Source organism: Pseudomonas sp. MHK4, from assembly GCF_054600775.1.
Map to the genome: position 1 here is coordinate 316,813 of NZ_BAAIAK010000006.1, position 21,935 is coordinate 338,747.

A 21,935-nucleotide genomic window follows, 5' to 3' on the forward strand; every position below is an offset into this window, starting at 1 on the left:
ACCATCTATTTCGTGTTCACTGAAGATAAAACTGTGGGAGCGAGCCTGCTCGCGATGGCGGTGGCTCAGTCGACTTCCATGCTGAATGTACCGGCCTTATCGCGAGCAAGCTCGCTCACAGTGGATCTGCTTTGTTCCTGGTTTTTGAGTTCACTGAAGATCAATGGAGGGGGCCTGCGCAGGCTTTGTTAAAGGCATTCCTGGGCCGCACGTTCGAGGCGCGATGGCCCGAACGTCGAGGCCAGCAAGGTGCGTTCGTACAGGAACACCTTGCCGCCGTTCGAGGCCTTGTAGGCTTCGAGCACATCGTCGGCGGCGACCTTGCTCGAAACCACGATCCGGTAGCTGCGCTGGGTTTGCGAGAGGGTGGCGCTCAGCGCGTCGTCCTGCAGTTTCGGAAGGACACACTGGGCGTAGTCCGCCGGTGCCTTTTTCGTCTGCAGGGTCAGCGTCGGGTCATTGGGTGCCGAGGCACACCCGGCCAGCAGCAAGGGGGCGAACAGCGCCAGTCGAGTCAGCATCTTCATCACAGGATTCCGCAAAGCGTTTTCAATGCTCGGCATGTTCCCTGTTTGCCGGCAGCAACAGAACTTGTGATGAATGATTGTGACTATCAGTGCAACGAATAGTCGCCGTCTTCACTTGGCGGATTTGACCGCCGGCCCGCGCTTGAATGCCTCGCGCCGTTCCTGGCGCTCCAGGGCATAGGCCACGCTCGGCTCGCTGCTCAACTCGTCACGGCGCAACAGTTCGCCACAATGCTCGCACAACGGCCCGAGCCCCGCGGGCTGCCCGCAGCGCTGGTGGGTGTAGCGCACGGCCAGGCCCTCTTGCGGCGACTTGCACCAGGTTTCACCCCAGGCACGCAACGCCAGCACCACCGAGTAGAACGCCTGCCCCTTCGCCGTGAGGTGGTACTCGTAGCGCGGCGGCCGCTCGTTATAGGCGCGGCGCTCGACCATGCCGTCCGCCTCCAGGCTTTTCAGGCGCGTCGCCACCATCTGCGGGGTGCCGCCGGTCTGCGCCTGGATCTCATCGTAGCGATGATTGCGCATGAACAACTCGCGCAACACCAGCACGGTCCAGCGATCGCCGACCACGTCTTCGGCCCGGGCAATCGGACACAAGGTTTCAGGACTAGTCTTTTTTAACGCCATACGGGCTTGCCTCTTTCCAAGTAACTATGATTATCATATCTACATGCTGCCAAGACAAGCCCATGGCAGCGATCCGCCCATTTTCCTGGAGCATTGGTCATGTCCAACACCCCCTACCCGCTGGATCGAACCGCCTACCTGCTGGTCGATCCCTACAACGACTTCCTGTCCGAAGGCGGCAAGATTTTCCCGCTGCTCGAGCCGATCGCCCGGCAAGTCGGCCTGCTCGACAACCTGCGCACCCTCGACCGTACCGTCCGCGCCTTGGACATACCGGTGTTCATCGTACCGCACCGGCGCTGGGAACAAGGCGACTACGAAAACTGGGATCACCCCAGCCCCACCCAATGCAAGATCCAGCACATGCACCACTTCGCCCGCGGCAAATGGGGCGGCGAATGGCATCCCGATTTCGCGCCCCAGCCCGGCGACATCGTCGTCCAGGAGCATTGGGGTTCGAGCGGCTTTGCTAACACTGACCTGGATTTTCGCCTGAAGCAGAAAGGCATTACCCACGTGATCATCGTCGGCCTGCTGGCCAACACCTGCATCGAAGCCACCGCCCGCTACGCCCAGGAACTGGGCTACCACGTCACCCTGGTGCGCGACGCCACCGCCGCTTTCAAGCCGGAAATGATGCACGCCGCCCATGAACTGAACGGCCCGACCTTCGCCCATTCGATTGTCACCACCGAGCAACTGATCGCCACCCTCAAGCCGTGAGCACACCATGAAACTGACTGGAAACCTGTTGATCGGCGCCAACGAAGTCCCTGCCAGCGAAGGGACGATGAAAGCGCTGAACCCCGCCACCCATCAACTGATCGAGCCGGATTTTGCCTTCGGTGGCGCCGTCGAAGTGGACCTGGCGGCGTACCTCGCCGACGCCGCGTTCGACCACTACAGCCACACCTCGCTCGCCGAGCGTTCGGCCTTGCTGGAGCGCATCGCCGACAACCTGCAGGCCGTCGCCCAGCCGCTCGCCGCGCGGGCCGCCCTGGAAACCGGCCTGCCCGAAGCACAATTGCTGGGCGAAGCGGCCAAGGCCGCCACCCAGTTCCGCCAATTCGCCGAGGTCGTGCGCCGGGGGCGCTTCCTCCAGGCGGCCATCGATCCGGCCCAGCCTGAGCGCCAGCCACGCCCGCGCATGGATCATCGCCTGCAAAAAATCGCCCTCGGCCCGGTGGCGGTATTTGGCGCCAGCAATTTCCCCATCAGCTACTCGGTGGCCGGCGGCGACACGGCCGCGGCGCTGGCGGCCGGCGCGACGGTGATCGTCAAGGCCCACAACGCCCACCCGGGGGCCTCGGAAATCCAGGCCCGGGCCATCCGCAAGGCCGTGCAGGACAGCGGCTTGCCCGCCGGCGTGTTCTCGATGGTGCGCGGCGCCGGCAACGCGATCGGCGAAGCCCTGGTCGACCATCCGTTGATCAAGGCGGTGACCTTCACCGGCTCCGAACAGGGCGGCATGGCCCTGTATCGCCGGGCGCAGCTACGCCCTGAGCCGATCCCGGTATTCACCGAGATGGCCAGCGTCAACCCCACCTTCATCCTGCCTCAGGCACTGGCCGAGCGTGGCGCGCAGATCGGCGACGGTTTCATCGAGCGCATGCTGGTCAATGTCGGGCAGGCCTGTCTCAAGCCGGCGATCCTGATCGCCATCGCCGGGCCCGGCTTCGAGCCCCTGCGTACAGCCATGATCAACCGCGTGGCGGCGGCACCGGCACGGCCGATGTTGACGCCGGGCATCCATGGGGCTTACCTGAGCGGTCTCGACAAACTGCAGGGCGCCGGTGCGAGGCCAGTTGCCGAAGGTCTGGCCGCCATGGCGGATCTGGACGGCCAGTCCGCCTTGCTTGAGGTCGACGGCCAGCGCTTTCTCAGCGAAACAGGCCTTGCCCAGGAAGTGTTCGGGCCGGCAGCGCTGTTGGTGAAGGTCGAGGATGAGGCGCAAATGCTCGCGGTCGCCCGTGCGCTGCGCGGTCAGCTCAGTGCTGCCATGCATCTGGAAGACGCGGACCTGGGACTGGCCCGTCGCTTGCTGCCGATCCTGGAGCGGCGCACCGGGCGAATCGTCGTCAACGCTTTCGCCCATCCGCAGGAGGTGTCGTTTGCCAGCGTGCATGGCGGGCCGTTTCCAGCGTCGTCGGATAGCCGCTTCACTTCGGTGGGCATGAGTTCCATCGAGCGCTTCCTGCGGCCGGTGTGCTACCAGGGCTTTCCCGATGCGCTGCTGCCCGAGGCACTGCGCGAGGGCAACCCGCTCGGCGTACCGCGCAGCGTGGAGGGTCAATAAGCAGTTTCGCGCCTGGCAAAATCTAAATGTGTGCGGGCCTGCTCCCACAGGTCATCAGGGGCACGTCAGGATAAGGTAGTCGCCGCCCCTTCTTGCAAGGCAAACACCTGGTTACGCCCGTTGCGCTTGGCCTGGTACAACCCGTCATCGGCGCGGGTCAGCAAGCTTTCCAAATTGTCACCGGGCTGTGCCAGGGCGACGCCGAACGACGCGGTCACGGTGTCCAGCACGGTGTCGGTACTGCGCGCCTTGATCCGCAAGGACTGGACCTTCAGGCGCAGATGTTCGGCGAAGGCACAGGCACTGCCCAGGTCGGCGCAATCGGGCAGGACCACACAGAACTCTTCGCCGCCATAACGCGCCGCGAACGCATTGGCTGGCAACGCGCCACGCAATACCTGGGCGACATACTGCAAGACCCGGTCGCCGAGCGGGTGACCGTATTGATCATTGAATTGCTTGAAGTGGTCGATATCCAGCATCAACAGGGCCACCCCACGGGAGACCTTGCCCAGCGCCTGTTCAAGCAGGCGGGTGAACGCCGTGCGGTTGAGCAGTTCGGTCAGGCCATCGAGGGTCGCGGCCAGTTGGGCGCGCTGAAGCTTGTCGCGCAGGGTCTTGATTTCGTCCTGGGCCGAATGCAACTGCGCGAGGAAGTGCTCCTGCTGGCTCTGCATCAGCCGGGTGCTCTGCTGCAGCTCACTCAGGATGCCCGGCAGACGGTCGCTGGCCGGTTCGTCGAGCATTTCCAGGCACTGCCCCAGACGGTTCTGGAAGTTGAGGCTGCCCTCCACGCTTTGCGAGACGTCGCGCTCCATGCCATCGACCAGGCTGATGACCTGATGCTGTTCGGCACGGGCATCTTCAAGCTCGTCACGGATGATGTACTGGCGAAACAGGCGGGTTGCCGACTCTGGCGGGCATCCGTCGAAGTCCCGGACCACCCGGTCGAGGTGACGATTGAGTTCCGGGTCCAGGCCCTTGCTGTAGGTGTACCAGAGGGCGTAGTGCACGGGATTGGGCGGGATGTTATGGCGAACCATCAGCGGCACGGCCTGCTTGAGCAAAGCCGCCGCTTCGCGGGAGTCTTCCGGATACAGCGCTAGAACATTCGCACGCGGTTCTGATGAGCTCATAACGTCACTGTGGTTGTTTATCGTTGGCATTCGGGAGTGCGCTGAGCATACCGATACGCCTGATAAACGGCTATCCCCGCAATGACCTGACAACCGCCCCATTTCTCGCGGCTTTACCCGATCCACTGTAGGAGCAAGCTTGCTCGCGATGGAGGTCAACGATGACGCGGGGTCCCAGACACCACGCGGTGCTCTCAGGTTTTTCGCGAGCAAGCTCGCTCCTACAGAGGGCCCGCCGCGATGGGCGGGAAAAGCAAAAGCAAAAACGAGGCGAGCTAAGGCTCGGCCTCGTTTTTTGGTGGTATGCGTTCCCCTGTAAGAGCCCGACTTGCCGGCGAAGGCGTCCGGAAGATCGCCATCGCCAGCAAGCCGGCTCCTACAGTGGTGATACGTCAACCGGCTTCAGTTCAACAACACTTCGGCCCAGCCTTGCTACCGTAACGAGCCTCCTGGCGTTCCCGAAAGAACGCCTCGTAGTCCATCAGCGGTTTGTCCGGATGCTTGGTCTGCATGTGCTCGACGTAGTTGTCGTAGTCCGGCATTCCCACCATCAGGCGCGCGGCCTGACCGAGGTATTTACCGAGGCGACTCAGGTCATTGAACATGATCAGGCTTTCGGCAGCGCATGGAACGGCGCTTCCTTGTCCGTACGTTCATGGGTACCCCAGGCGGCGATGCCGACCTTGAGCGCGAAGAACAGGATGCTGAACACCACGAACAGGAACAGCGCGGTCAACGTCGCATTGGTGTAGGCGTTGAAAATCACGTGTTGCATCTGCGTGATGTCCTTGGCTGGGGCGAGGATCTGGCCGTTGGCCAGGGCATCGCTGTATTTTTTTGCCAGGGCCAGGAAGCCGATCGCCGGGTTGGCGTCGAACAGCTTGATGAAACCAGCGGTGGTGGTGCAGATCAGCAGCCACACCGCAGGCAGCAAGGTGACCCAGACATAACGCTGGCGTTTCATCTTGATCAGCACCACCGTGCCGAGCATCAGCGCGATACCGGCGAGCATCTGGTTGGAGATGCCGAACAGTGGCCACAAGGTATTGATGCCACCCAGCGGATCGATCACGCCCTGGTACAACAGGTAACCCCACATCGCCACGCAACCGGCGGTGGCGATCAGGTTGGCGGTCCAGGATTCGGTGCGCTTGAGCGATGGCACGAACGAGCCGAGCAAGTCCTGCAGCATGAAACGTCCGGCACGGGTGCCAGCGTCCACCGCGGTCAGGATGAACAGCGCTTCGAACAGGATCGCGAAGTGGTACCAGAACGCCATGGTGTTTTCACCTGGCAGTAGCTGGTGCAGGATCTGTGCGATACCGACCGCCAGGGTCGGCGCACCGCCGGCACGGGCCAGGATGGTGGTTTCACCGATGTCGTGGGCCACCGCCTGCAGCGCCTCCGGGGTGATTGCAAAGCCCCAGCTGCTGACGGTTTGCGCCACGGCAACCGCGTCGGCACCGACCACGGCAGCCGGGCTGTTCATGGCGAAGTACACGCCCGGATCGATCACCGACGCGGCGACCATGGCCATGATGGCCACGAAGGACTCCATCAGCATGCCGCCGTAACCGATGTAACGGGCGTGACCTTCACTGGCGAGCAGCTTCGGCGTGGTGCCGGAAGCGATCAGTGCGTGGAAACCCGATACCGCGCCACAGGCGATGGTGATGAACAGGAACGGGAACAGACCGCCCTTCCACACCGGACCGGTACCATCGATGAACTGGGTCAGCGCCGGCATTTTCAGCTCGGGCATGGTCACCAGGATGCCGATGGCCAGGGCGACGATGGTGCCGATTTTCAGGAACGTAGAGAGGTAATCACGCGGGGCAAGGATCAGCCACACCGGCAACACCGCCGCGACAAAACCGTAACCGATCAGCATCCAGGTGATCTGGATACCGGTAAAGGTAAAGGCCTTGGCCCACACTGGATCAGCAGCGATCTGCCCACCCAGCCAGATCGACCCCAGCAGCAACAGCACGCCAATCACGGAAATCTCACCGATGCGACCCGGGCGGATGTAGCGCATGTAGATGCCCATGAACATCGCGATCGGAATGGTCGCCATTACCGTGAACATGCCCCATGGGCTATCGGCCAAGGCCTTGACCACGATCAGCGCCAGCACCGCGAGGATGATGATCATGATCAGGAAGCAGCCGAACAGCGCGATGGTGCCGGGGATGCGGCCCATCTCTTCGCGGACCATGTCGCCCAGCGAACGACCGTTGCGGCGGGTGGACATGAACAGGACCATGAAGTCCTGAACCGCACCGGCCAGCACCACGCCGGCAATCAGCCACAGCGTGCCGGGCAGGTAGCCCATCTGCGCCGCCAGCACCGGCCCGACCAGCGGCCCCGCGCCGGCGATGGCCGCGAAGTGGTGACCGAAGAGCACGTGTTTGTTGGTAGGCACGTAGTCCAGGCCATCATTGTTGAGCACAGCGGGCGTGGCACGATTGGGGTCCAGTTGCATCACTTTATTGGCGATGAACAGGCTGTAATAACGGTAGGCAACGAGGTAGATGGCGACGGCTGCGACGACGATCCACAGGGCGTTTATCGCTTCGCCGCGGCGCAGGGCCACGACACTCAGCGCAATCGCTCCCAGGACAGCCACGGCAAACCAGGCGAGGTGTTTAGCCAGACGGGGCATAGGGGGTCTCCTGCCGACAGCTCGTGACTGCGGCGGTAATTTTTATAATTGTGTCCGCTGAGCGGAGCTGGCCCAATATCCGCGCATGGCGTCCACAAATAAATCCGCGTTACTACGTACGCGGAGCCTACGTAGTTCTACGTAGAGCACCCCCTCCCCCTGTAGGAGCGAGCTTGCTCGCGAAAAAGGTACAGCCGACGCCACTCAGCGCCTGAAATACCATCGCGAGCAAGCTCGCTCCTACAATGCCTCTCTTTGGCATATGATCCCCACCCCTCGCGCGGGCAGGAGTGAACATGCAGCTCAAACACAAGATCGTCGCCCTCGGCATTCTGCCGCTGGTGCTGGCCATTGCCGTCATTTGCGCCCTGGTGATTTCCCTCAACCGCCAACTGGGTGATCAACAGGCGCAGCTGATCGAAGACAGCATCCTGATGAGCAAGCGCGCGGAACTGAAAAACTACGTCGAAATGGCGAAAAGCCTGATCGAGCCGCTGTACGACAACGGCCAGGGCGATCAGCGCGCCCAGCAACAGGTGCTGGAAGAACTGCGCAAGCTCAGCTTTGGCATCAACGGCTATTTCTTCGTCTACGACCACGAAGGCCGCAGCCTGATGCACGCGCGCCAGTCGGAACTGGTGGGCCAATACCTGTGGGACATGAAGGACCCGCACGGCCTGCCGGTGATCCAGGCGCTGCTCAAGAGCGCGCAATCGGGCGAAGGTTTCCAACGCTACGCCTGGAACAAACCCTCTTCCGGCCAGGTCACCGACAAGCTCGCCTACGTAGTGATGCTCGATCGCTGGGGCTGGATGCTCGGCACCGGCATCTACCTCGAAGATGTCGAGCGCGCCACCCAGCAGGCCCGTGCCGAAGTGGCCCAGGGCATCCGCAAGACCATGATGGCGATTGCCGTGGTGGCGCTGGTGGCGGTGCTGTTTGTCTTCGCCACCGGCATGACCCTCAACGTCAGCGAGCATCGCCTGGCCGACAAGAAACTGCAGCGCCTGACCCAGCGCATCGTCAGCCTGCAGGAGGAAGAGCGCTCGCGGGTCTCCCGTGAGCTGCATGACGGCATCAGCCAGGTGCTGGTCTCGATCAAGTTCCAGTTCGAACTGGCCAGCCACTTGCTGGAAAGCGGGCAAAACCAGGACAAGGGCCTGGGCGCTTTGCGAGATGCCACCGCACGCCTGGGTGATGCCATCGGAGAAGTGCGTAGCCTCTCCCACGACTTGCGCTCATCCTTGCTCGACACCCTCGGCCTGTCGGCAGCAATCGGCCAACTGGCCGCCGAGTTCGAACAGCGCAGCGGCTTGACCGTGACCTACGACGAAAATGAATTCGACTGCCAACTGGTCGACGGTGCCGCTGTTGCGCTGTTTCGCATCGTCCAGGAAGGCCTGACCAACATCGAACGTCACGCCCAGGCGAAAAACGTGTCCATCAGCCTGCGCGGTTGTGAACAGTCCGTGCGGCTGACGCTGGTCGATGACGGCATCGGCTTCAATGTTGCCCAGGTCGAACGTCGCCAGGCCGGCATTGGCTTGCGTAACATCCGCGAACGCGTCGAACATTTTGGCGGGCGCTTCGATCTGATCTCGATGCCAGGCAGAAGCGAGCTGGACGTACGGCTGCCGATGAAACCTGGCGCAAAACTACAAGAGTGAACCTTGCATGAACCTGCCCTCCCCGATCCGCGTCGCCCTGGTCGACGATCACTCCCTGGTCCGTGACGGCATCAAGGCGCTCCTGGCCGTGATGTCGCCCCTGGAAATGGTCGGCGAAGCGGAAAACGGCGCCGAGGCCATCGCGATGGTCGGACGCTGCCAGCCCGACCTGCTGCTGGTCGACATCAGCCTGCCGGACATGAACGGCCTGGAACTGACCCGCGTGCTGCGCAGCCAGTACCCGTCGCTCAAGGTGCTGGTGCTGAGCATGTACGACAATTACGAATACGTCAGTGAATCGGTGCGCTCCGGCGCCAGCGGCTACGTGCTGAAGAACGCCCCGTCCCGGGAAATCATCGCCGCCATCGAAGCTATCAGCAGCGGCGGGACCTTCTACAGCGCCGACATCGCCCAGCGGCTGATCGCCGACAGAAACACCGACAACGAACTCACTCCGCGGGAAAGCCAGGTGTTGGCGAAAATGGCCCAGGGCCTGAACAACAAGGAAATGGCCCGGGAACTGGACATTAGCGTGCGCACCGTGGAAACCCATCGCCTGAGCATCCGGCGCAAGCTAAACATCGACAAGCCGGCGGCGCTGGTCAAGTACGCCCTTGATCACGGACTGATTTCCCGCTAACGCCCCGAACCCACAAGGATCACCGAATCCTCCATTGACTACGTCAATAGTCACCATTAACTCAATGAAGTTCTCTTAAAAACTGTGCGGCGTAACATCAGCTCCATACCAACCAACAACACCCGGAGCACACGATCATGAAACGCCAAACCCTCCTCAGCATCGCTTTCTCGGTTTTTGCAGTTAACGCTTTTGCCGCTACCTCTGTTCAACCTGTTGTGGCTGAAGGTGGCTCGGATCGTCTGATTGAAAGCCGAGTGGCTGAGGGTGGTTCTGACCGCCTGATCGAAAATCGTGTGGCTGCCGATGGTTCGGACCGTCTGCAAGGCAACACCGTTGCCGCCGATGGTTCCGATCGCCTGCAGGGCAACACCGTCGCTGCCGATGGTTCGGATCGTCTGCAAGGCAACACCGTCGCCTGACCCCATCGCTGCACCGCAGTACCCAACAAAAAGCCCGGCCTGATCAGCCGGGCTTTTTGTGCCTGTGATAATTAGTCAGGCGTTGAACCTCGGATTCAGAGTTTGGCAATCGAGACTTCAGTGGATTTCACGAAGGCAATCACTTCGCTCCCAACCTTCAGTTCAAGGTCGCGCACCGAGCGGGTGGTAATCACCGAGGTGACAATGCCGGACGCCGTTTGCACGTCGATTTCCGAGACCACTTCGCCTTCCAGTATTTCCTTGATGACGCCCTTGAACTGGTTGCGGACGTTGATCGCTTTGATGGTCATGATGAGGCTTCCTGTCTGGTGTCGACCCTTGCACATGAAGGGGCAGGCCTCCAAGGTGCACTGTCTTTATCGAAGACAAAAGGAATAAATAATTATCTATTAATATTTTTTTGGAATATAAAATTCAAAAAACTCTTTAGAGCTAAATAGAATTAATAAATAGATAATTAGTATTTATGGTTATAAATATACCCGGGTATTCTCTATTCACTCCGTCATCGACCACAGTGAAGTGCCCCATGAATCCGACTGACAACCTCATCGACTTCGCCAGCTACCGCAAACGCAAACAGGCTCAACAACGGGCACGAGCCATGTGGGAAATGTACGCACGCAACGCAGGTCTGCAGGCCTTTCCATGGGTGCAGACCGCCAATGCGATCGAGACCCGTCACGCGTGAACGTGAACGAACCCCCGCGCTATCTGGTGAGCGCCGATGAACCGGCGCTGGACTTCAATCAGCTGGATCACCAGGAAGAAGACGCCAACTGCGAACGGGTGGCACAGAATCTTCAACGCCTGCGCAGCAAGCGTCATCTGTCCCTTGATGCGCTGGCTCGCCAGTGCGGCGTAAGCCGGGCGATGCTGGCGCAGATCGAATCCCGACGCAGCGTGCCGTCGATCAAGGTGCTGTGCAAAATCGCCAAGGGCTTGAAGGTCTCGGTGGCCGCGTTTCTCGAGCATCGGGCCTTCGAAGGCGTAGCGGTGTTGTCGGCGAGCCAGAGCAAACGCCTGGTCAGTGCCAACGGCGCGTTTGTCAGCCGTGCGCTGTTCCCCTTCGACGTGGCCCGGCAATCGGAGTTTTATGAGTTGCGCCTGAGCCCGTTGGGTGAGGACCAGAGCGAAGGCCATGGCCCCGGTGTCCAGGAAAACCTGGTGGTGTCCCAGGGTGTGCTGGAAATCAGCGTCAACGATGAACGCTACCTGCTCTCCACGGGCGACTCGATCCTGTTTTATGCCGACCAGCCGCACCGCTATCGCAACCCGGCCGACAGTGAAGCGGTGGCTTATCTGGTGGTGACGTACCCGGAACGCCTGGACTGAAGAAGCCATTTGAACTGTAGGAGCCGGCTTGCTGGCGAAGGCGTCCTCGAGAACGCTTTCGCCAGCAAGCCGGCTCCTACAAAAATCATGCCCGAGGATTTTTACTGCCTTTGGATCAGCAGGTGCAGCACATCAGCGGCATGCCGTTGCAGCTCATCATCATCGGCATGCTGCAGTCGTTCATCATCTTCATCATCAGGGCGCAGCAGTTTTTCATCATGTCCATGTTCATGCCGGCCATCGGCATGATTTTGCACATCATGCCGTCGGCCATCATGGTGCATTCCATCACGCACTTCATCGACGGCATCGGCATGCCCATCATAGGCGGCATCATCGGCATGGACATCATCATGTTCATCATCGGCTCGGACATGCTCGCCTGGGACATGCACATCATGCTCATGTTGCCGCAGTGCATCATCATCGGCATGCCGCAGTTCATCATCATCTGCATCATTTCAGCGCTGTTCTTGAACATGGCCATGTCCATGCCAGCGGCCGGCATCATCTTGCATATCATGCCGTCGTCCATCATGTCGCAGGTCATGGTCGCCATCATCATTGGCATGCCCATCATCGACATCATTGGCATGTTGGCGTTCATCGGCATTTGCATCTGCATGGCGTTCATCATGGTGTTGCTCCCTGAAGGACTGGATAGTTGGACGAAGCTGATGGGGCGGATTCTATGGATTCGGCCAGGCGCCACAAGCTGTCGGTCAAACAGCCAAAGTCGATGTCGGGGCAGCCTTAGCGAAGCAGGCAGGACAGATTATTCTGCTGTAACGAACAACCGTCCTTGGTAACGGATGAGATAAACGCCAAGACGCGGATTTTTCGGCAATGGATATGCGGGTTGGGTCTATATAAATAACGTAAGGAAATAATCGTTCTAAACGCTCTACCACAGTCCCCAAAAAAAACCCGGCCTGATAAGCCGGGTTTATTTTAATGGTAGGCTGGCGGTGCCCTGAGATCCTCAGGCCAGGCTTGATGTCGTCTTATCGCTGCTGGTGCGCTCAGGATCCACCAAAACATCCAGAGTGGTGAGGAACAGGTCATGGCTCATGATGCCGGTGCACACCGTTGATAGAATCTGACTCCCGGTTGCATCCTTGATCGTAACCAACTCAGTCCATTTATTTAAATCAACGGTGGAGAGTGTCGACAGCGGCACCTTACTACCCTCAACTTCCAGAAAATCACGGGTCACAATGATTGGCAGAGTAGTGATATTCAGGAAGTCCCCCCCGATTCGTTTGCGCCAGACCTGTCCGGTAGGCACATAGTTGAAAGTCACTGCACCGCCAGACTCAAGCTGTTTCATCACAACCGGCAGACGCTCGCGGACGTGCAGCTCACGCACCAGTTCCTGAAATTCAAAAAAACCTTTGAGCGACGCGATAGTTCGATGAAATGGTTCACTGTCATTACGTCGGTACGCCAGGTTAGTGATCAAGCCAGAAATTGCGGTTTGCCCCGAACTGAACAGATACAGGTCTTCTATTTCAGCAAACGCCCTGTATCGATGATCCGCTCCGCTAATAGCAACAATACCGTGCTCGTAAACCTCATAATGGGTCCCGCGCAACTTCTTCTGCCACGTATAAAGTCCGAACAGGACCGCCGAAATGACGACCAGCAAGCCACTGACGGAATAGATCAGCAGCTGCGGACTGGAACCACTTCCGGCGTTCGTCCCGGAACTGCCCGTCGGCAGTATGGTCCCCAGGTATAACACAAACCCTGCCAGGCCCAACAAGACGATGGCGAACAACAGCATGAAAACCAGAAAGCCCTTGCCGTGGCGGTAAGTTTTGATCAGTTGACCTGTCACGGTAGGAGAGTGTGTTGTTGATTGCTGCATAAGGTGGTTACTTCCCTGGTAGTTGATTTAAAAGCACCGAAATCCAGACGGGAGCCTGCGATTTCACTGTCGGCTTCATTGAGCGACTTCAGATACAGGTTGTACGGTTCAGTCCGTTGATCACAGAATCAAAGGACTGCCCGAAAGATTTGGCATCTCGCTGGATGGGATTATTCATTTTCCACATCATTTGTCGTTGCTCATCAGGCTTGTAGCCACCGTTTCTTGCCGTATTGATCGCTTCACGCCCTTTACCGACAAAACGGTTCAAATCACTGAGCAAGACACTGCATTTGAGCGCTGGTGTCTGGGACTTGCCCTTCTTGTCCCAGCCTTCGATCATTTGAGCGGTCTTGTTCAGACTGTCCTCGAAAGTCCTGGCAGCCTCTTGCGCTCCAGCAGAGCGGAAAAACTCATCGGATAAGCGTACAGATTGCTTGGCATAAAGCACGATGCCCGCGCGGTAATAACCCAAACTGTCCTTCTCGGCGTCATCAAAGGCGGTCTTGGTGTTGATCTCGTCGCGTTTGCTAATACCGTCATAAAACTTCGCCTGCTCCACGGCGACATCCTCCAAAGCAGCTTCCAACGAGGGCTCCATTTCCCTGGCTTTTTTCCCGCCATCGCTCAGGTACCCTTTGGAATCGGCATAGTTGGCGAGTTCTCCGTGAATCGGCTGCAATTTTGCGAGCGCCACAAGCATGCCTTTCGCAGGCTCATCCAGTTCTGGCATCGGGTAAGAGAGTGCCAATGCCTTGTTAAGGTTGTCTTGCAGAATGCTGATGTCATAACCACTGAAAATGTAATAACTCGTCAGCTTCTTGCCTGACGCGAGCGTTTGCGAATACTCGTCCTTACGCTTCTCCAGCGTGGTGCCAAAATCCCCGCCCCTGTTCGCGGCTTCAACATAAATATTGTATTTTTCTACCTCCGCCTGGCTTGAACTCTTCTCTGCTTGGCGTGCCTGATCCTGGGGTGCAACACCTTGTGCATTGTCGGATTTGTCACATCCGCTCAGAAAAACCCCTACCAATATAAACATCCCTGCCAGCATATTTTTTGAATGCACGTTATATCTCCCTATCCATACAAAAAACTTATCTATTTCTGATCGAATCGAAGTATCAATACAATCCATGCATGCCCTCACCCCACGCTTTTCAACCCCTAGCAGTAAAAAAAGCCATAGGATGCCGCGCAAAGACCTTCGAACCAACAAGTCACAAATCCATCTAATAACTATTCTTGAAAATCATCATTCTCAAGATAGTACAGCGTCGCTTCCAGGTACTTATTTAAGTCGGGCTTCGAGTTACTTCTATCCGCGACAGATTTAATATCCAACATAGTCGGACATTCGACAAACGTACGCTTGGTATTCTCGAACGTAATTTCCTCTGAATCATCTTCTGCCACATAAAAAATTGCAGAATTCACAACATCTTTCGATGTTCTATCAACTGTAGAGTCGACGAAAATCCATCCAACAGCAGGTAGATGCCCTAGATTCAACACAAGCTCAGAAAAGCCGTTAAATACTTTCATAAAAACCCTCTTTATTATCGACAGGCAGTACCACCGCCCCATTTATTTCGCCCACCCTTGCCGTCTGGATGGTACACTTTGTGATATGTTTGATGATCTAGCCTGTCAACCAACTGGAGCGATCCAGGCTTGTCTCCGTGATGCCAGGTCATACCCGGAGGAGAACTGCCGCGGAACGAACCGTCTACCCGAGGCTGAACATGCTCTACTACGCCAGGGTACTTAGACTGCAACGTCTTTTTAAAATCGTAGTCGACTTTAATGCGCTCATATACTGATTGATTCGCACGACTGAAGTGCTCAACATCTGTCATTTTGAACTCTGAACTCATCAGAGTATGTTCGTGACTAGCATGGTATTTACCCAAGTCACGCACGCCCTCTCCATTGTACCAGCCAAGTGGATCTATCCAACGTACTGCGTTAACCGCATATTGATATAGATTATCCCCACCTAACAACCCAATCGGATCCTGCGTAACAAACCGCCCCACCTCCGGATCGTAATACCGAAACGTGTTGTAGTGCAGCCCCGTCTCGTCATCAAAATACTGCCCCTGAAACCGCAGGTTCTGCTCGACGTCATTGACCGCCAGCTTTTCAACCGCCCCCCAAGCCTTGTACGTCGCCTGCCAGACTATGCTCCCGTGCGCGTCGGTCATCTCCAGCGGCGTACCAATCTGATCAGTATGGAAGTAGTAAAGCTTCTGCTCCTCACCTTCCGCCTGATCCACCCGAGCCAATGGCGCATAACTCCCCGGCTCATACAGGTACAAACTGCTCTGCCCCGGACGCTCCTCACGCAGCATCCGCAAGCCTTGCCACAAAAAGTGCTTCTGCTCGGTCTTGCCGTTGACCTCTGAAACCTTGCCAACCCGTCGCCCCAAACTGTCGTACCGATACGAACCGGTACTCTCCAGCCTGCCATTCACCAACGTCTCAGCCCGCACCAAGCGATTTTCACAGTCATAAACAAACGTCTGCAGCTTGCCCATGCCGCTGCGTTTCTCAATCAGGTTGCCCCACGCATCGTAGGCATATTCCTGATCCCGCCAGCGCTTGAGGCGGTTGTCCTTGACGTGGTCAAACTGGCTGGTGTTGAAGTTCAGCCGGTTCGCTGCGGCGTCGTAGCGAAACTCTTCGCTGTCGATCAACTGACCGGTGTCGCGGCTGTGCAGCTGGCCGTTGGCTTCGTATTCGTACTTGATCTCGCCGCGCAGTTTGTCGAGGGTGCGGGTCAACTCGCCAGCCGGGTCGTACTGGTGACGGCGGTGGATCGGGTTGTAGGCGTGCTCGACCAGCAGGTCGGGCTGGATGCCGGGGTTGTGCAGGCGCGAGAGTTTTTCCGCCGGCAGGCGCGAGGCGAACTGCCAGCTCTTGCGGCCCATGGCGTCGTAGCCGAAGCAGCTGGTGAGCGTGCCCTGGGTGCGCAGGACTTCGCGGTGCAGGTCGTCGCGCTCTATGTCGCTGATCAATTGCCCATCGAGGTTGAGTTGGTGCAGGTGGCCGCTGCCGTAGTACAGGTGATTGAGGTGTTGGCCGCTGGGCAACGTCAAGGTGGTGAGGTTGCTCAGTGGGTCGTATTCGTAGGACAAGGCGCCTTGCGCCGTGGTCTCCTGGATCAGGCGACCAAGCAGATCGTAGGAGAATTCGAGCGTTTCTTCGCTGACGCCCATCTGCTTGCCCTGCGCGGTGGGCAGGCGCTGGATCGACAGCAGGCGATCGCCGTCGTCATACACATAATCCTGACGGGCATCGGCATTGAGTTTGGCCATTAGCCGACCAATGCTGTCGCGCTCGAATTCGGTGCGCCGTTGTGGCCGCTCGCCGCGTTCGCCGTAGCCGGTTTCATCGACCTGGGTCAGATGCCCGCCGAGGTTGTAGTTGAAGCGCCGGGTGAGGTTGTCGATGCGCTTTTCTTCGATTAACCGATCGCACGCATCGTAGGCGAACTGGTACGCCGCGTTGTTTTCGTTGATCAGCGCGGTCAGGCGAATGGCCGGGTCGTATTCGTAGCGGATGCGTTGGCCTTTGGCGTCCTGGCGGCTGCTCGGCAGCCCACGGGCGGTGCGCAGCAGCCGGGTGGTCTGGCCCTTGCCGTCGGTGTGCGTCAGCACCTGGCCGAGGGCATTGTAGGTGAACGACTCGGCGCTGCCATCCGGGTGATGGATGCGCAGCACTTCGCCGTCGGGCTTGCGCAGAAGCGTGGTGGTCTGGCCCAGCGCGTCGGTGACGGCGACCAGATGGTGGCGTTCGTCGAAGCGGTAGGAGGTGTTTTTACCCGAGCAATCCTGGAAGCGCTCGACCTGGGCCAGGGTGTTCCACCACAGGTATTTGGACTTGCCGGTGGCATCGATGATGGTGTGCGGCAGGCCGTCGTCGCCGTTGAGATATTCGGTGACATGACCGAGGGCGTCTACTTCGGCGATGAGGTTGCCCATGTCGTCGTAGCGGGCTTGCCAGGTGCTGCCGTCCGGGTAGTCCACCTGTGTTATCAGCGGGGTCAGGTGGTGATAGCGGTATTTGATCGTGCGCCCGAGCGGGTCGGTCTCTTCGAGCAGGCGTGAGTATTCGTCGTACTTGAGCGTGATCCTGTTGCCGTCAGGTAACGACAGGCCGGTCATGTTGCCCTTGTCATCGATGTCGATGACGTAGTGCTCGCCACCGAAGTCGCGACTGACGATCACGCGGTGATCGGTGTTGTAGTGAATCTCGGCTTCGCGCCCGAGCACGTCGGTGACTCGTGTGGTGCGCGCCTTGATGTCGTAGCGGAAGTGGAAACGTTCGCCATCGCTGGTCCAGTGCTCCACTACCCGGTGCTGGCCGTCGATGGACTCCCAGCGGTAGTTGCAGGTCAGGCCCAGGGCGTTGCTGTGGCTGGCCATTACCCCGTCGATGTAGCTGAAGCGGCGCACGGAATCGCCGTTGCGGTTGATCACCTCGGCGAGTTGGCCATTGTCGTCATAGCGATACTGCACCAGGGTTTCAACGGCTTCGTTGTCGACCACGCGCCTGACGTCGGTCAGGCGGCCCAGCGGGTTTTCGTAATGCAGGTGCACGCGCACGCCACCGGTGGCGCTGATGTCGGTGAGCGAACCCTGGGCGGTGCGGGTGAAATGCAGGAAGTGGCCCAGGGCGTTTTCGATGCGTTGCAGCGGCACGGGGTTGTTGTCGTCCGCGACTTCGCCGAAGTAGAAAAAGGTGTTGTCGAGGGTTTGCAGCAGGTAGTGGCCGCCTTCGGTGCAGACCAGATAGACCTGTTCATGGGGGTTGTAGATGCGCTCCCCCGGTTGCACGTCCACGAATGGAACGCTGCGCCCCTGATTGTCGGTGAGATAAACGAAGGCGCCACTGCGACGCAGGCTTTGCTCCCAGGGCAGGACCCAGCCCTTGCCGAGCACGCTGTCGACGCTCAGGTCGCTGGCATAAAACCGCGACCATTGGATCGGCATCAGGCCCGGCAAACTGAAGTCGGTTTCGTCGGTTATGACCTTGCGGCCGGTGGTGGCGTCGACGGGGTTGCCGATCAGGCCACCCACCGCTCGCTCGATGGCCGGCCCCACGACATAACGTGAGGCCACCTCACCGGCGACAAACCCGGCGGTGAATTTCAGGGCGCAGGGCATGATCGCTTTCATGCCGGCCTGGGTCCCGGCCTTGATCAATTGGGCGATACCACCCGCTGCGCCGGCGACCGCCATGAGGATGTCGACCGTGGTCCGCAACCAACCCGGGATCTCGTCGTCCACCGGCAGGTAGCGATGGGTACCACCACCGATGAAGACATTGTCCGAGCCGCTGGAGAGTGTCGCGCCGCAAGTCATCTTGTCGCCCTTGCGGGCGGCCGCCGTGCCGTTGATGAAGACGTTGGTCGAGCCTTCGGCGACCTTCACCGGGCCGGGATGCTTGTCGCAGGCTCCCGTGCTTTTTTCGACATGGGCGGCCTTGCGGCTATTGATGAACACGTTGGGCGACGCGGTGACGATGGTCCCCGCGGGTGAAGAAAACATACTGCCGATTTTCTCCCCGGCCGCGGTGAGCAGGCTACCTCCGACGCCTGCGACCAAACCCGCCAACAAAGCCACGCCAAACCCACAGGTGAACGTCGCGATCGCCACCGTGGCGACCAGCGCAATGCCGAGCGCTGCGCCGATGAGAAACCCGCCCAGGGCGCTGGTGTGCGACAGTTCATCGCCAAACCTTGCGGCTTCGAACATGACCGTTACTCCTGTGCGCTGGAGTCGGTCTTGGGGCCGCCGGGCTGGCGAGGCTGAAAGCTGGCCAGCAGGTCATTCCAGTTCTGATTCTGCTCGATGCTGAAATCAGCCTGGGCTGTGGTGGAAAAAATCAGCGCGCGTCCAGGCTCGATCAGGAACGCCGCCTGGCGCTGATAGAAAGGTCGGCCATCGGTCATGTAATACGCATCGATCTGCACGCCGTCGATCGGTGCCGAGGTCGACAGCGCAACGGCCTTCTTGCCCAACAGCGTATAGCCGCGCAGCTTGGACGCGAGCATCTTGACCTGACGCTCGACGTAGGCCTTGAGCGCCTCGCCGGGCAGCAATGTGTCTCGGGAAACGGTGATACTCAACGGCGCCGGAATGCTTGCCCCCAGCACGAACATGTTCACCGTGCGGTCCTGGAACCCTTGCGGCAGCGCGATGCTGCCTTCCTGCAACTCATAATCCATTCCGGGTAACTTCCTTGAATCAAAAAAATGTGGCGTTCAGCGCACGGCAAGGCCGTCGAGCATGCCGTCAAAATCAACCAGCCAGAGACTGAGCGCGGGCCGGGCCGGATCAATCTCGCAAGCGATACTCAGCCATTGGCCATCGTCACGCCCGGCGACGGGCACCAGGGCACCCACCAGGCGCGCGTGACGATCGGCATGGCCGCACTTGAAATGCAGATCCACCGACTTTGCCGCATTGCCGGCCACGCTGACATCGCGCTGGCGAATGATGCGCACGTCCGGGTGCTCCCGACGAAACGCCTGCACTGAGGCCTCGAAAAGCTGCTCCAGCGTCTGTCCCTGCTGCACATCACGACGCTTGATCGTCAGGCTGACCGGCTCGCCCTGGTGCTCGAGGGTGGTCTGGACCTCACGGAAATCGAAGCCCGCCGGGAAAGCCAGGTTGAAACCCCCGAAGGAGAAACTGCTGGGCGTGTCTTGCAGCGCCAACACAGGCTCGGGCTCGAGTTCCGGCTCAGGCTCAGGCTGCACGAGGAGCGCGTTCTGTTGAGCCAGGCGTTCGGCTTCCTCCCGCGCAATACGCTTTTCGGAAATGCGATCGTAGAGACTGACCCTGGTCATGACACCGTTACCTCAGTCATTGACCCTGACCTCGGAACCGGTAATCTGGGTCGTGCCGGTGCTGGTGGTGGTGATCGCCTTGCCTTTGATCTCGATGCCGTCCGGCGTGAGGGTGATGCTGCTGTCCCCCACCTGGAGAATGATGTGCTGGTTGGCGCTGACCTGAATGAACTGGTTGTCGACCTGAATCGTCAGCGAGCCTTCCTGGATATTCATCACCGTGTCTTTCTTGATGGTTTCGGTGTGCGTGCCACCGACCGTGATCGTGCGGTTGCTGCCGACACTGTGGGTCTCGTCGACCTCGATCTCGGTGTCCATGTTGCGCTCGGCATGCATGATGATCTGCTCGGCGCCGGACTTGTCTTCGAAGCGGAAGAAGTTCGCCGTACCGCCGTCACCTTTCATCGATCGCGTCAAAAACCCGCTCTGGGTCTTGTTCGCCGGCAACGACCACGGCGGGGTGTTCTGGCTGTTGTAGAGGCTGCCCATGACCAATGGGCGGTCGGGGTTGCCATCGAGGAACACCACCACGACTTCATCGCCCACACGGGGAATCTGGATGCTGCCGAAACCGCCGCTGGCGCCGGCCTGGGCAACGCGGACCCAGCAGGAGCTCTTGTCGTTGTGCTCGCCCTTGCGGTCCCAGTGGAACTGCACCTTCACGCGGCCGAGTTCGTCGGTGAATATTTCCTCCCCCGGCGGGCCGACGATGATCGCGGTTTGCGGGCCGGAGATGGTCGGTCGCGGGGTGGTGAGTTGAGGGCGGAAGACGATCTTTTTGCGCACGCAGGAGAAGGTGTTGTAGTAGCTCGCCTGCTGCCCGCTAAGGTAGTTGTTGTGGCCTTCGCTCTCGACGCTCATCAGCAGGAACTGACGATCATCGGCGGGGCCTTGATCGTGATCGTAATGCTGCAGCAGTTCGAAGGTGTAGCCGGGTTTCATCGCGCGGCAGTTGCTGGCGCCATGAAAACTCTTGCCCTTGAGTTCAAGCGCTTCGACCCGCAACCGCAGCAGCGCTTCACCTTCGTCGTAGGTGCCGTGGGTGTATTGGCCGGGGAAGTCGTAGATTTCAAACTCGTCGACATCGCCCTGCTTGTTCAGGCTCTTCATGGCGACCGGCAAGCGATTGGACGGCTGACGATAATCGAAGGTCTGGACCGCGATTTTCCCCGACTGCAACTGGCGGTTTCCGCTCCATTGGGTAATGGAGTCGGCGGTCTCGGTGACCGATGCCGTGTGGAAGCGGATCTGCGGTTGTTCAGGCAACGGCACCAGCGTGCTGGAGTCGTCGCAGATGATCATGGTGTGGCCTTCGGCGGTGTGCTCGAAGTAGTAGAACATCCCCTCTTCTTCCAGCAGGCGCTGGACAAAATTGAAGTCCGATTCACGGTACTGGGTGATGTAGGTGTAATGCTTGAGCGGCTTGCTCAGACGGAATTCGTGCCGGGAAAACGCGGTGCACAGGGCAAACACCTGGGTGACGACATCTTCCACCGTGCAGCCCTGGAAAATACGCGTGTCGAAGCGGTTCTTCAGCATGGAGAACCAGGGGTTCAGCGTCGCCGTATAGCGGGCCATGCCGCCGTCGCTGCCGATGCTGGCAAACCGCGTCAGGTAGCCTGCCAGGTAGCGAGGCGTGGCGTCTGCCAGCTCTATTTCCAGCAGCACGTGCTGGCCCATCATCGACTTCAACTCGACGCCGGAGTCCTGGCACACCAGCAGCAATTCGAAGTTGTACGCGCGGGACAGACCTTCGGTCCCCTTGAAGGACTCAAGCAACAATTGCTGTTCGGGGTTGGCGAAGTTCTTGAACTTGAACAGGCGCCGGTTTTGCGGGGAAAGCATTGCGGCAAGGTCCATCAACATG

20 protein-coding genes and 1 pseudogene are annotated in these 21,935 nt (G+C 59.2%); 7 read left to right on the top strand and 14 right to left on the bottom strand.

Annotated features, from left to right (window positions below):
- Nucleotides 1–188: 188 nt before the first annotated feature.
- Nucleotides 189–527, bottom strand: coding sequence for a hypothetical protein (locus tag ACYP2Q_RS17910; RefSeq protein WP_459731729.1), 339 nt, complete (start codon nt 525–527; stop codon nt 189–191).
- 111 nt (nt 528–638) lie between these two features.
- Nucleotides 639–1,157, bottom strand: coding sequence for a winged helix-turn-helix transcriptional regulator (locus tag ACYP2Q_RS17915; protein WP_459731730.1), 519 nt, complete (start codon nt 1,155–1,157; stop codon nt 639–641).
- 99 nt (nt 1,158–1,256) lie between these two features.
- Between ACYP2Q_RS17915 and ACYP2Q_RS17920 the strand changes: the two genes are divergently transcribed.
- Both ACYP2Q_RS17920 and ACYP2Q_RS17925 read left to right on the top strand, forming a co-directional pair.
- Entirely contained in the window at nt 1,257–1,880 is a 624-nt protein-coding gene (locus ACYP2Q_RS17920) for a cysteine hydrolase family protein (protein WP_459731731.1), read from the top strand.
- Nucleotides 1,881–1,887: 7 nt separating this feature from the next.
- Nucleotides 1,888–3,453, top strand: coding sequence for an aldehyde dehydrogenase (NADP(+)) (locus ACYP2Q_RS17925; protein ID WP_459731732.1), 1,566 nt, complete (start codon nt 1,888–1,890; stop codon nt 3,451–3,453).
- Nucleotides 3,454–3,518: 65 nt separating this feature from the next.
- Here the strand turns inward: ACYP2Q_RS17925 and ACYP2Q_RS17930 are convergent, their stop codons facing one another.
- The 3 genes from ACYP2Q_RS17930 to ACYP2Q_RS17940 form a co-directional block, all read right to left on the bottom strand.
- Nucleotides 3,519–4,589: a GGDEF domain-containing protein gene (locus ACYP2Q_RS17930; protein ID WP_459731733.1), complete on the bottom strand. Its 1,071-nt coding sequence runs from the start codon at nt 4,587–4,589 to the stop codon at nt 3,519–3,521.
- Between the two features lie 407 nt (nt 4,590–4,996).
- Complete coding sequence (locus ACYP2Q_RS17935; RefSeq protein ID WP_034150399.1) at nt 4,997–5,194, bottom strand: YbdD/YjiX family protein; 198 nt, start codon at nt 5,192–5,194, stop codon at nt 4,997–4,999.
- Between the two features lie 2 nt (nt 5,195–5,196).
- Nucleotides 5,197–7,254 carry a carbon starvation CstA family protein gene (locus ACYP2Q_RS17940; protein ID WP_459731734.1) on the bottom strand — a complete coding sequence of 686 codons (2,058 nt, stop codon included), beginning with the start codon at nt 7,252–7,254 and terminating at the stop codon, nt 5,197–5,199.
- A gap of 296 nt (nt 7,255–7,550) precedes the next feature.
- On the opposite strand from ACYP2Q_RS17940, the gene ACYP2Q_RS17945 reads away from it, so the two are divergent.
- The 3 genes and pseudogenes from ACYP2Q_RS17945 to ACYP2Q_RS17955 form a co-directional block, all read left to right on the top strand.
- Entirely contained in the window at nt 7,551–8,921 is a 1,371-nt protein-coding gene (locus ACYP2Q_RS17945) for a cache domain-containing protein (protein WP_459731735.1), read from the top strand.
- Nucleotides 8,922–8,928: 7 nt separating this feature from the next.
- Nucleotides 8,929–9,561, top strand: a complete 633-nt coding sequence (locus tag ACYP2Q_RS17950) for a response regulator (RefSeq protein ID WP_459731736.1) — start codon at nt 8,929–8,931, stop codon at nt 9,559–9,561.
- 137 nt (nt 9,562–9,698) lie between these two features.
- Nucleotides 9,699–9,980, top strand: a pseudogene (locus ACYP2Q_RS17955) (hypothetical protein); the annotation flags it as partial.
- A gap of 98 nt (nt 9,981–10,078) precedes the next feature.
- Here the strand turns inward: ACYP2Q_RS17955 and ACYP2Q_RS17960 are convergent.
- Nucleotides 10,079–10,294 carry a TOBE domain-containing protein gene (locus tag ACYP2Q_RS17960; protein WP_007904463.1) on the bottom strand — a complete coding sequence of 72 codons (216 nt, stop codon included), beginning with the start codon at nt 10,292–10,294 and terminating at the stop codon, nt 10,079–10,081.
- Nucleotides 10,295–10,533: 239 nt separating this feature from the next.
- On the opposite strand from ACYP2Q_RS17960, the gene ACYP2Q_RS17965 reads away from it, so the two are divergent.
- Together ACYP2Q_RS17965 and ACYP2Q_RS17970 are read left to right on the top strand one after the other, a co-directional pair.
- Nucleotides 10,534–10,695: a hypothetical protein gene (locus ACYP2Q_RS17965; protein ID WP_459731738.1), complete on the top strand. Its 162-nt coding sequence runs from the start codon at nt 10,534–10,536 to the stop codon at nt 10,693–10,695.
- The gene (locus tag ACYP2Q_RS17970) at nt 10,692–11,339 is read left to right on the top strand and encodes a helix-turn-helix domain-containing protein (RefSeq protein ID WP_459731739.1); all 648 of its coding nucleotides are present in this window, start codon (nt 10,692–10,694) and stop codon (nt 11,337–11,339) included. Before ACYP2Q_RS17965 ends, ACYP2Q_RS17970 begins: the two co-directional genes overlap by 4 nt.
- A gap of 115 nt (nt 11,340–11,454) precedes the next feature.
- On the opposite strand, the gene ACYP2Q_RS17975 is transcribed toward ACYP2Q_RS17970, so the two are convergent.
- From ACYP2Q_RS17975 to ACYP2Q_RS18010, 8 genes are all read right to left on the bottom strand, one after another.
- Nucleotides 11,455–11,976: a hypothetical protein gene (locus ACYP2Q_RS17975; RefSeq protein WP_459731740.1), complete on the bottom strand. Its 522-nt coding sequence runs from the start codon at nt 11,974–11,976 to the stop codon at nt 11,455–11,457.
- A 345-nt stretch (nt 11,977–12,321) separates the two neighbouring features.
- The gene (locus ACYP2Q_RS17980) at nt 12,322–13,209 is read right to left on the bottom strand and encodes a hypothetical protein (RefSeq protein WP_459731741.1); all 888 of its coding nucleotides are present in this window, start codon (nt 13,207–13,209) and stop codon (nt 12,322–12,324) included.
- 88 nt (nt 13,210–13,297) lie between these two features.
- Complete coding sequence (locus tag ACYP2Q_RS17985; RefSeq protein WP_459731742.1) at nt 13,298–14,278, bottom strand: YiiG family protein; 981 nt, start codon at nt 14,276–14,278, stop codon at nt 13,298–13,300.
- Between the two features lie 170 nt (nt 14,279–14,448).
- Complete coding sequence (locus tag ACYP2Q_RS17990; RefSeq protein ID WP_459731743.1) at nt 14,449–14,754, bottom strand: hypothetical protein; 306 nt, start codon at nt 14,752–14,754, stop codon at nt 14,449–14,451.
- A gap of 14 nt (nt 14,755–14,768) precedes the next feature.
- Nucleotides 14,769–18,971 (bottom strand): RHS repeat-associated core domain-containing protein, encoded by a 4,203-nt coding sequence (locus ACYP2Q_RS17995; protein WP_459731744.1) that lies wholly within the window; start codon nt 18,969–18,971, stop codon nt 14,769–14,771.
- Nucleotides 18,972–18,976: 5 nt separating this feature from the next.
- Complete coding sequence (locus ACYP2Q_RS18000) at nt 18,977–19,444, bottom strand: DcrB-related protein (RefSeq protein ID WP_459731745.1); 468 nt, start codon at nt 19,442–19,444, stop codon at nt 18,977–18,979.
- Nucleotides 19,445–19,480: 36 nt separating this feature from the next.
- Nucleotides 19,481–20,068: a hypothetical protein gene (locus tag ACYP2Q_RS18005; protein ID WP_459731746.1), complete on the bottom strand. Its 588-nt coding sequence runs from the start codon at nt 20,066–20,068 to the stop codon at nt 19,481–19,483.
- 12 nt (nt 20,069–20,080) lie between these two features.
- On the bottom strand, nt 20,081–21,934 hold the full coding sequence (locus ACYP2Q_RS18010) for a type VI secretion system Vgr family protein (protein ID WP_166620575.1): 1,854 nt from the start codon (nt 21,932–21,934) through the stop codon (nt 20,081–20,083).
- Nucleotide 21,935 lies beyond the last annotated feature (1 nt).

Excerpts from the sequence above, each read along its gene's own strand:
- ACYP2Q_RS17935 (WP_034150399.1), bottom strand. The coding sequence starts at position 5,194 with ATGTTCAATGACCTGAGTCGCCTCGGTAAATACCTCGGTCAGGCCGCG.
- ACYP2Q_RS18000 (WP_459731745.1), bottom strand. The coding sequence starts at position 19,444 with ATGGATTATGAGTTGCAGGAAGGCAGCATCGCGCTGCCGCAAGGGTTC.
- ACYP2Q_RS17915 (WP_459731730.1), bottom strand. The coding sequence starts at position 1,157 with ATGGCGTTAAAAAAGACTAGTCCTGAAACCTTGTGTCCGATTGCCCGG.
- ACYP2Q_RS17910 (WP_459731729.1), bottom strand. The coding sequence starts at position 527 with ATGAAGATGCTGACTCGACTGGCGCTGTTCGCCCCCTTGCTGCTGGCC.
- ACYP2Q_RS17945 (WP_459731735.1), top strand. The coding sequence starts at position 7,551 with ATGCAGCTCAAACACAAGATCGTCGCCCTCGGCATTCTGCCGCTGGTG.
- ACYP2Q_RS17930 (WP_459731733.1), bottom strand. The coding sequence starts at position 4,589 with ATGAGCTCATCAGAACCGCGTGCGAATGTTCTAGCGCTGTATCCGGAA.
- ACYP2Q_RS17980 (WP_459731741.1), bottom strand. The coding sequence starts at position 13,209 with ATGCAGCAATCAACAACACACTCTCCTACCGTGACAGGTCAACTGATC.
- ACYP2Q_RS17950 (WP_459731736.1), top strand. The coding sequence starts at position 8,929 with ATGAACCTGCCCTCCCCGATCCGCGTCGCCCTGGTCGACGATCACTCC.
- ACYP2Q_RS17995 (WP_459731744.1), bottom strand. The coding sequence starts at position 18,971 with ATGTTCGAAGCCGCAAGGTTTGGCGATGAACTGTCGCACACCAGCGCC.
- ACYP2Q_RS17920 (WP_459731731.1), top strand. The coding sequence starts at position 1,257 with ATGTCCAACACCCCCTACCCGCTGGATCGAACCGCCTACCTGCTGGTC.
- ACYP2Q_RS17975 (WP_459731740.1), bottom strand. The coding sequence starts at position 11,976 with ATGATGAACGCCATGCAGATGCAAATGCCGATGAACGCCAACATGCCA.
- ACYP2Q_RS17925 (WP_459731732.1), top strand. The coding sequence starts at position 1,888 with ATGAAACTGACTGGAAACCTGTTGATCGGCGCCAACGAAGTCCCTGCC.
- ACYP2Q_RS17965 (WP_459731738.1), top strand. The coding sequence starts at position 10,534 with ATGAATCCGACTGACAACCTCATCGACTTCGCCAGCTACCGCAAACGC.
- ACYP2Q_RS17960 (WP_007904463.1), bottom strand. The coding sequence starts at position 10,294 with ATGACCATCAAAGCGATCAACGTCCGCAACCAGTTCAAGGGCGTCATC.
- ACYP2Q_RS18005 (WP_459731746.1), bottom strand. The coding sequence starts at position 20,068 with ATGACCAGGGTCAGTCTCTACGATCGCATTTCCGAAAAGCGTATTGCG.
- ACYP2Q_RS17990 (WP_459731743.1), bottom strand. The coding sequence starts at position 14,754 with ATGAAAGTATTTAACGGCTTTTCTGAGCTTGTGTTGAATCTAGGGCAT.
- ACYP2Q_RS18010 (WP_166620575.1), bottom strand. The coding sequence starts at position 21,934 with ATGTTGATGGACCTTGCCGCAATGCTTTCCCCGCAAAACCGGCGCCTG.
- ACYP2Q_RS17940 (WP_459731734.1), bottom strand. The coding sequence starts at position 7,254 with ATGCCCCGTCTGGCTAAACACCTCGCCTGGTTTGCCGTGGCTGTCCTG.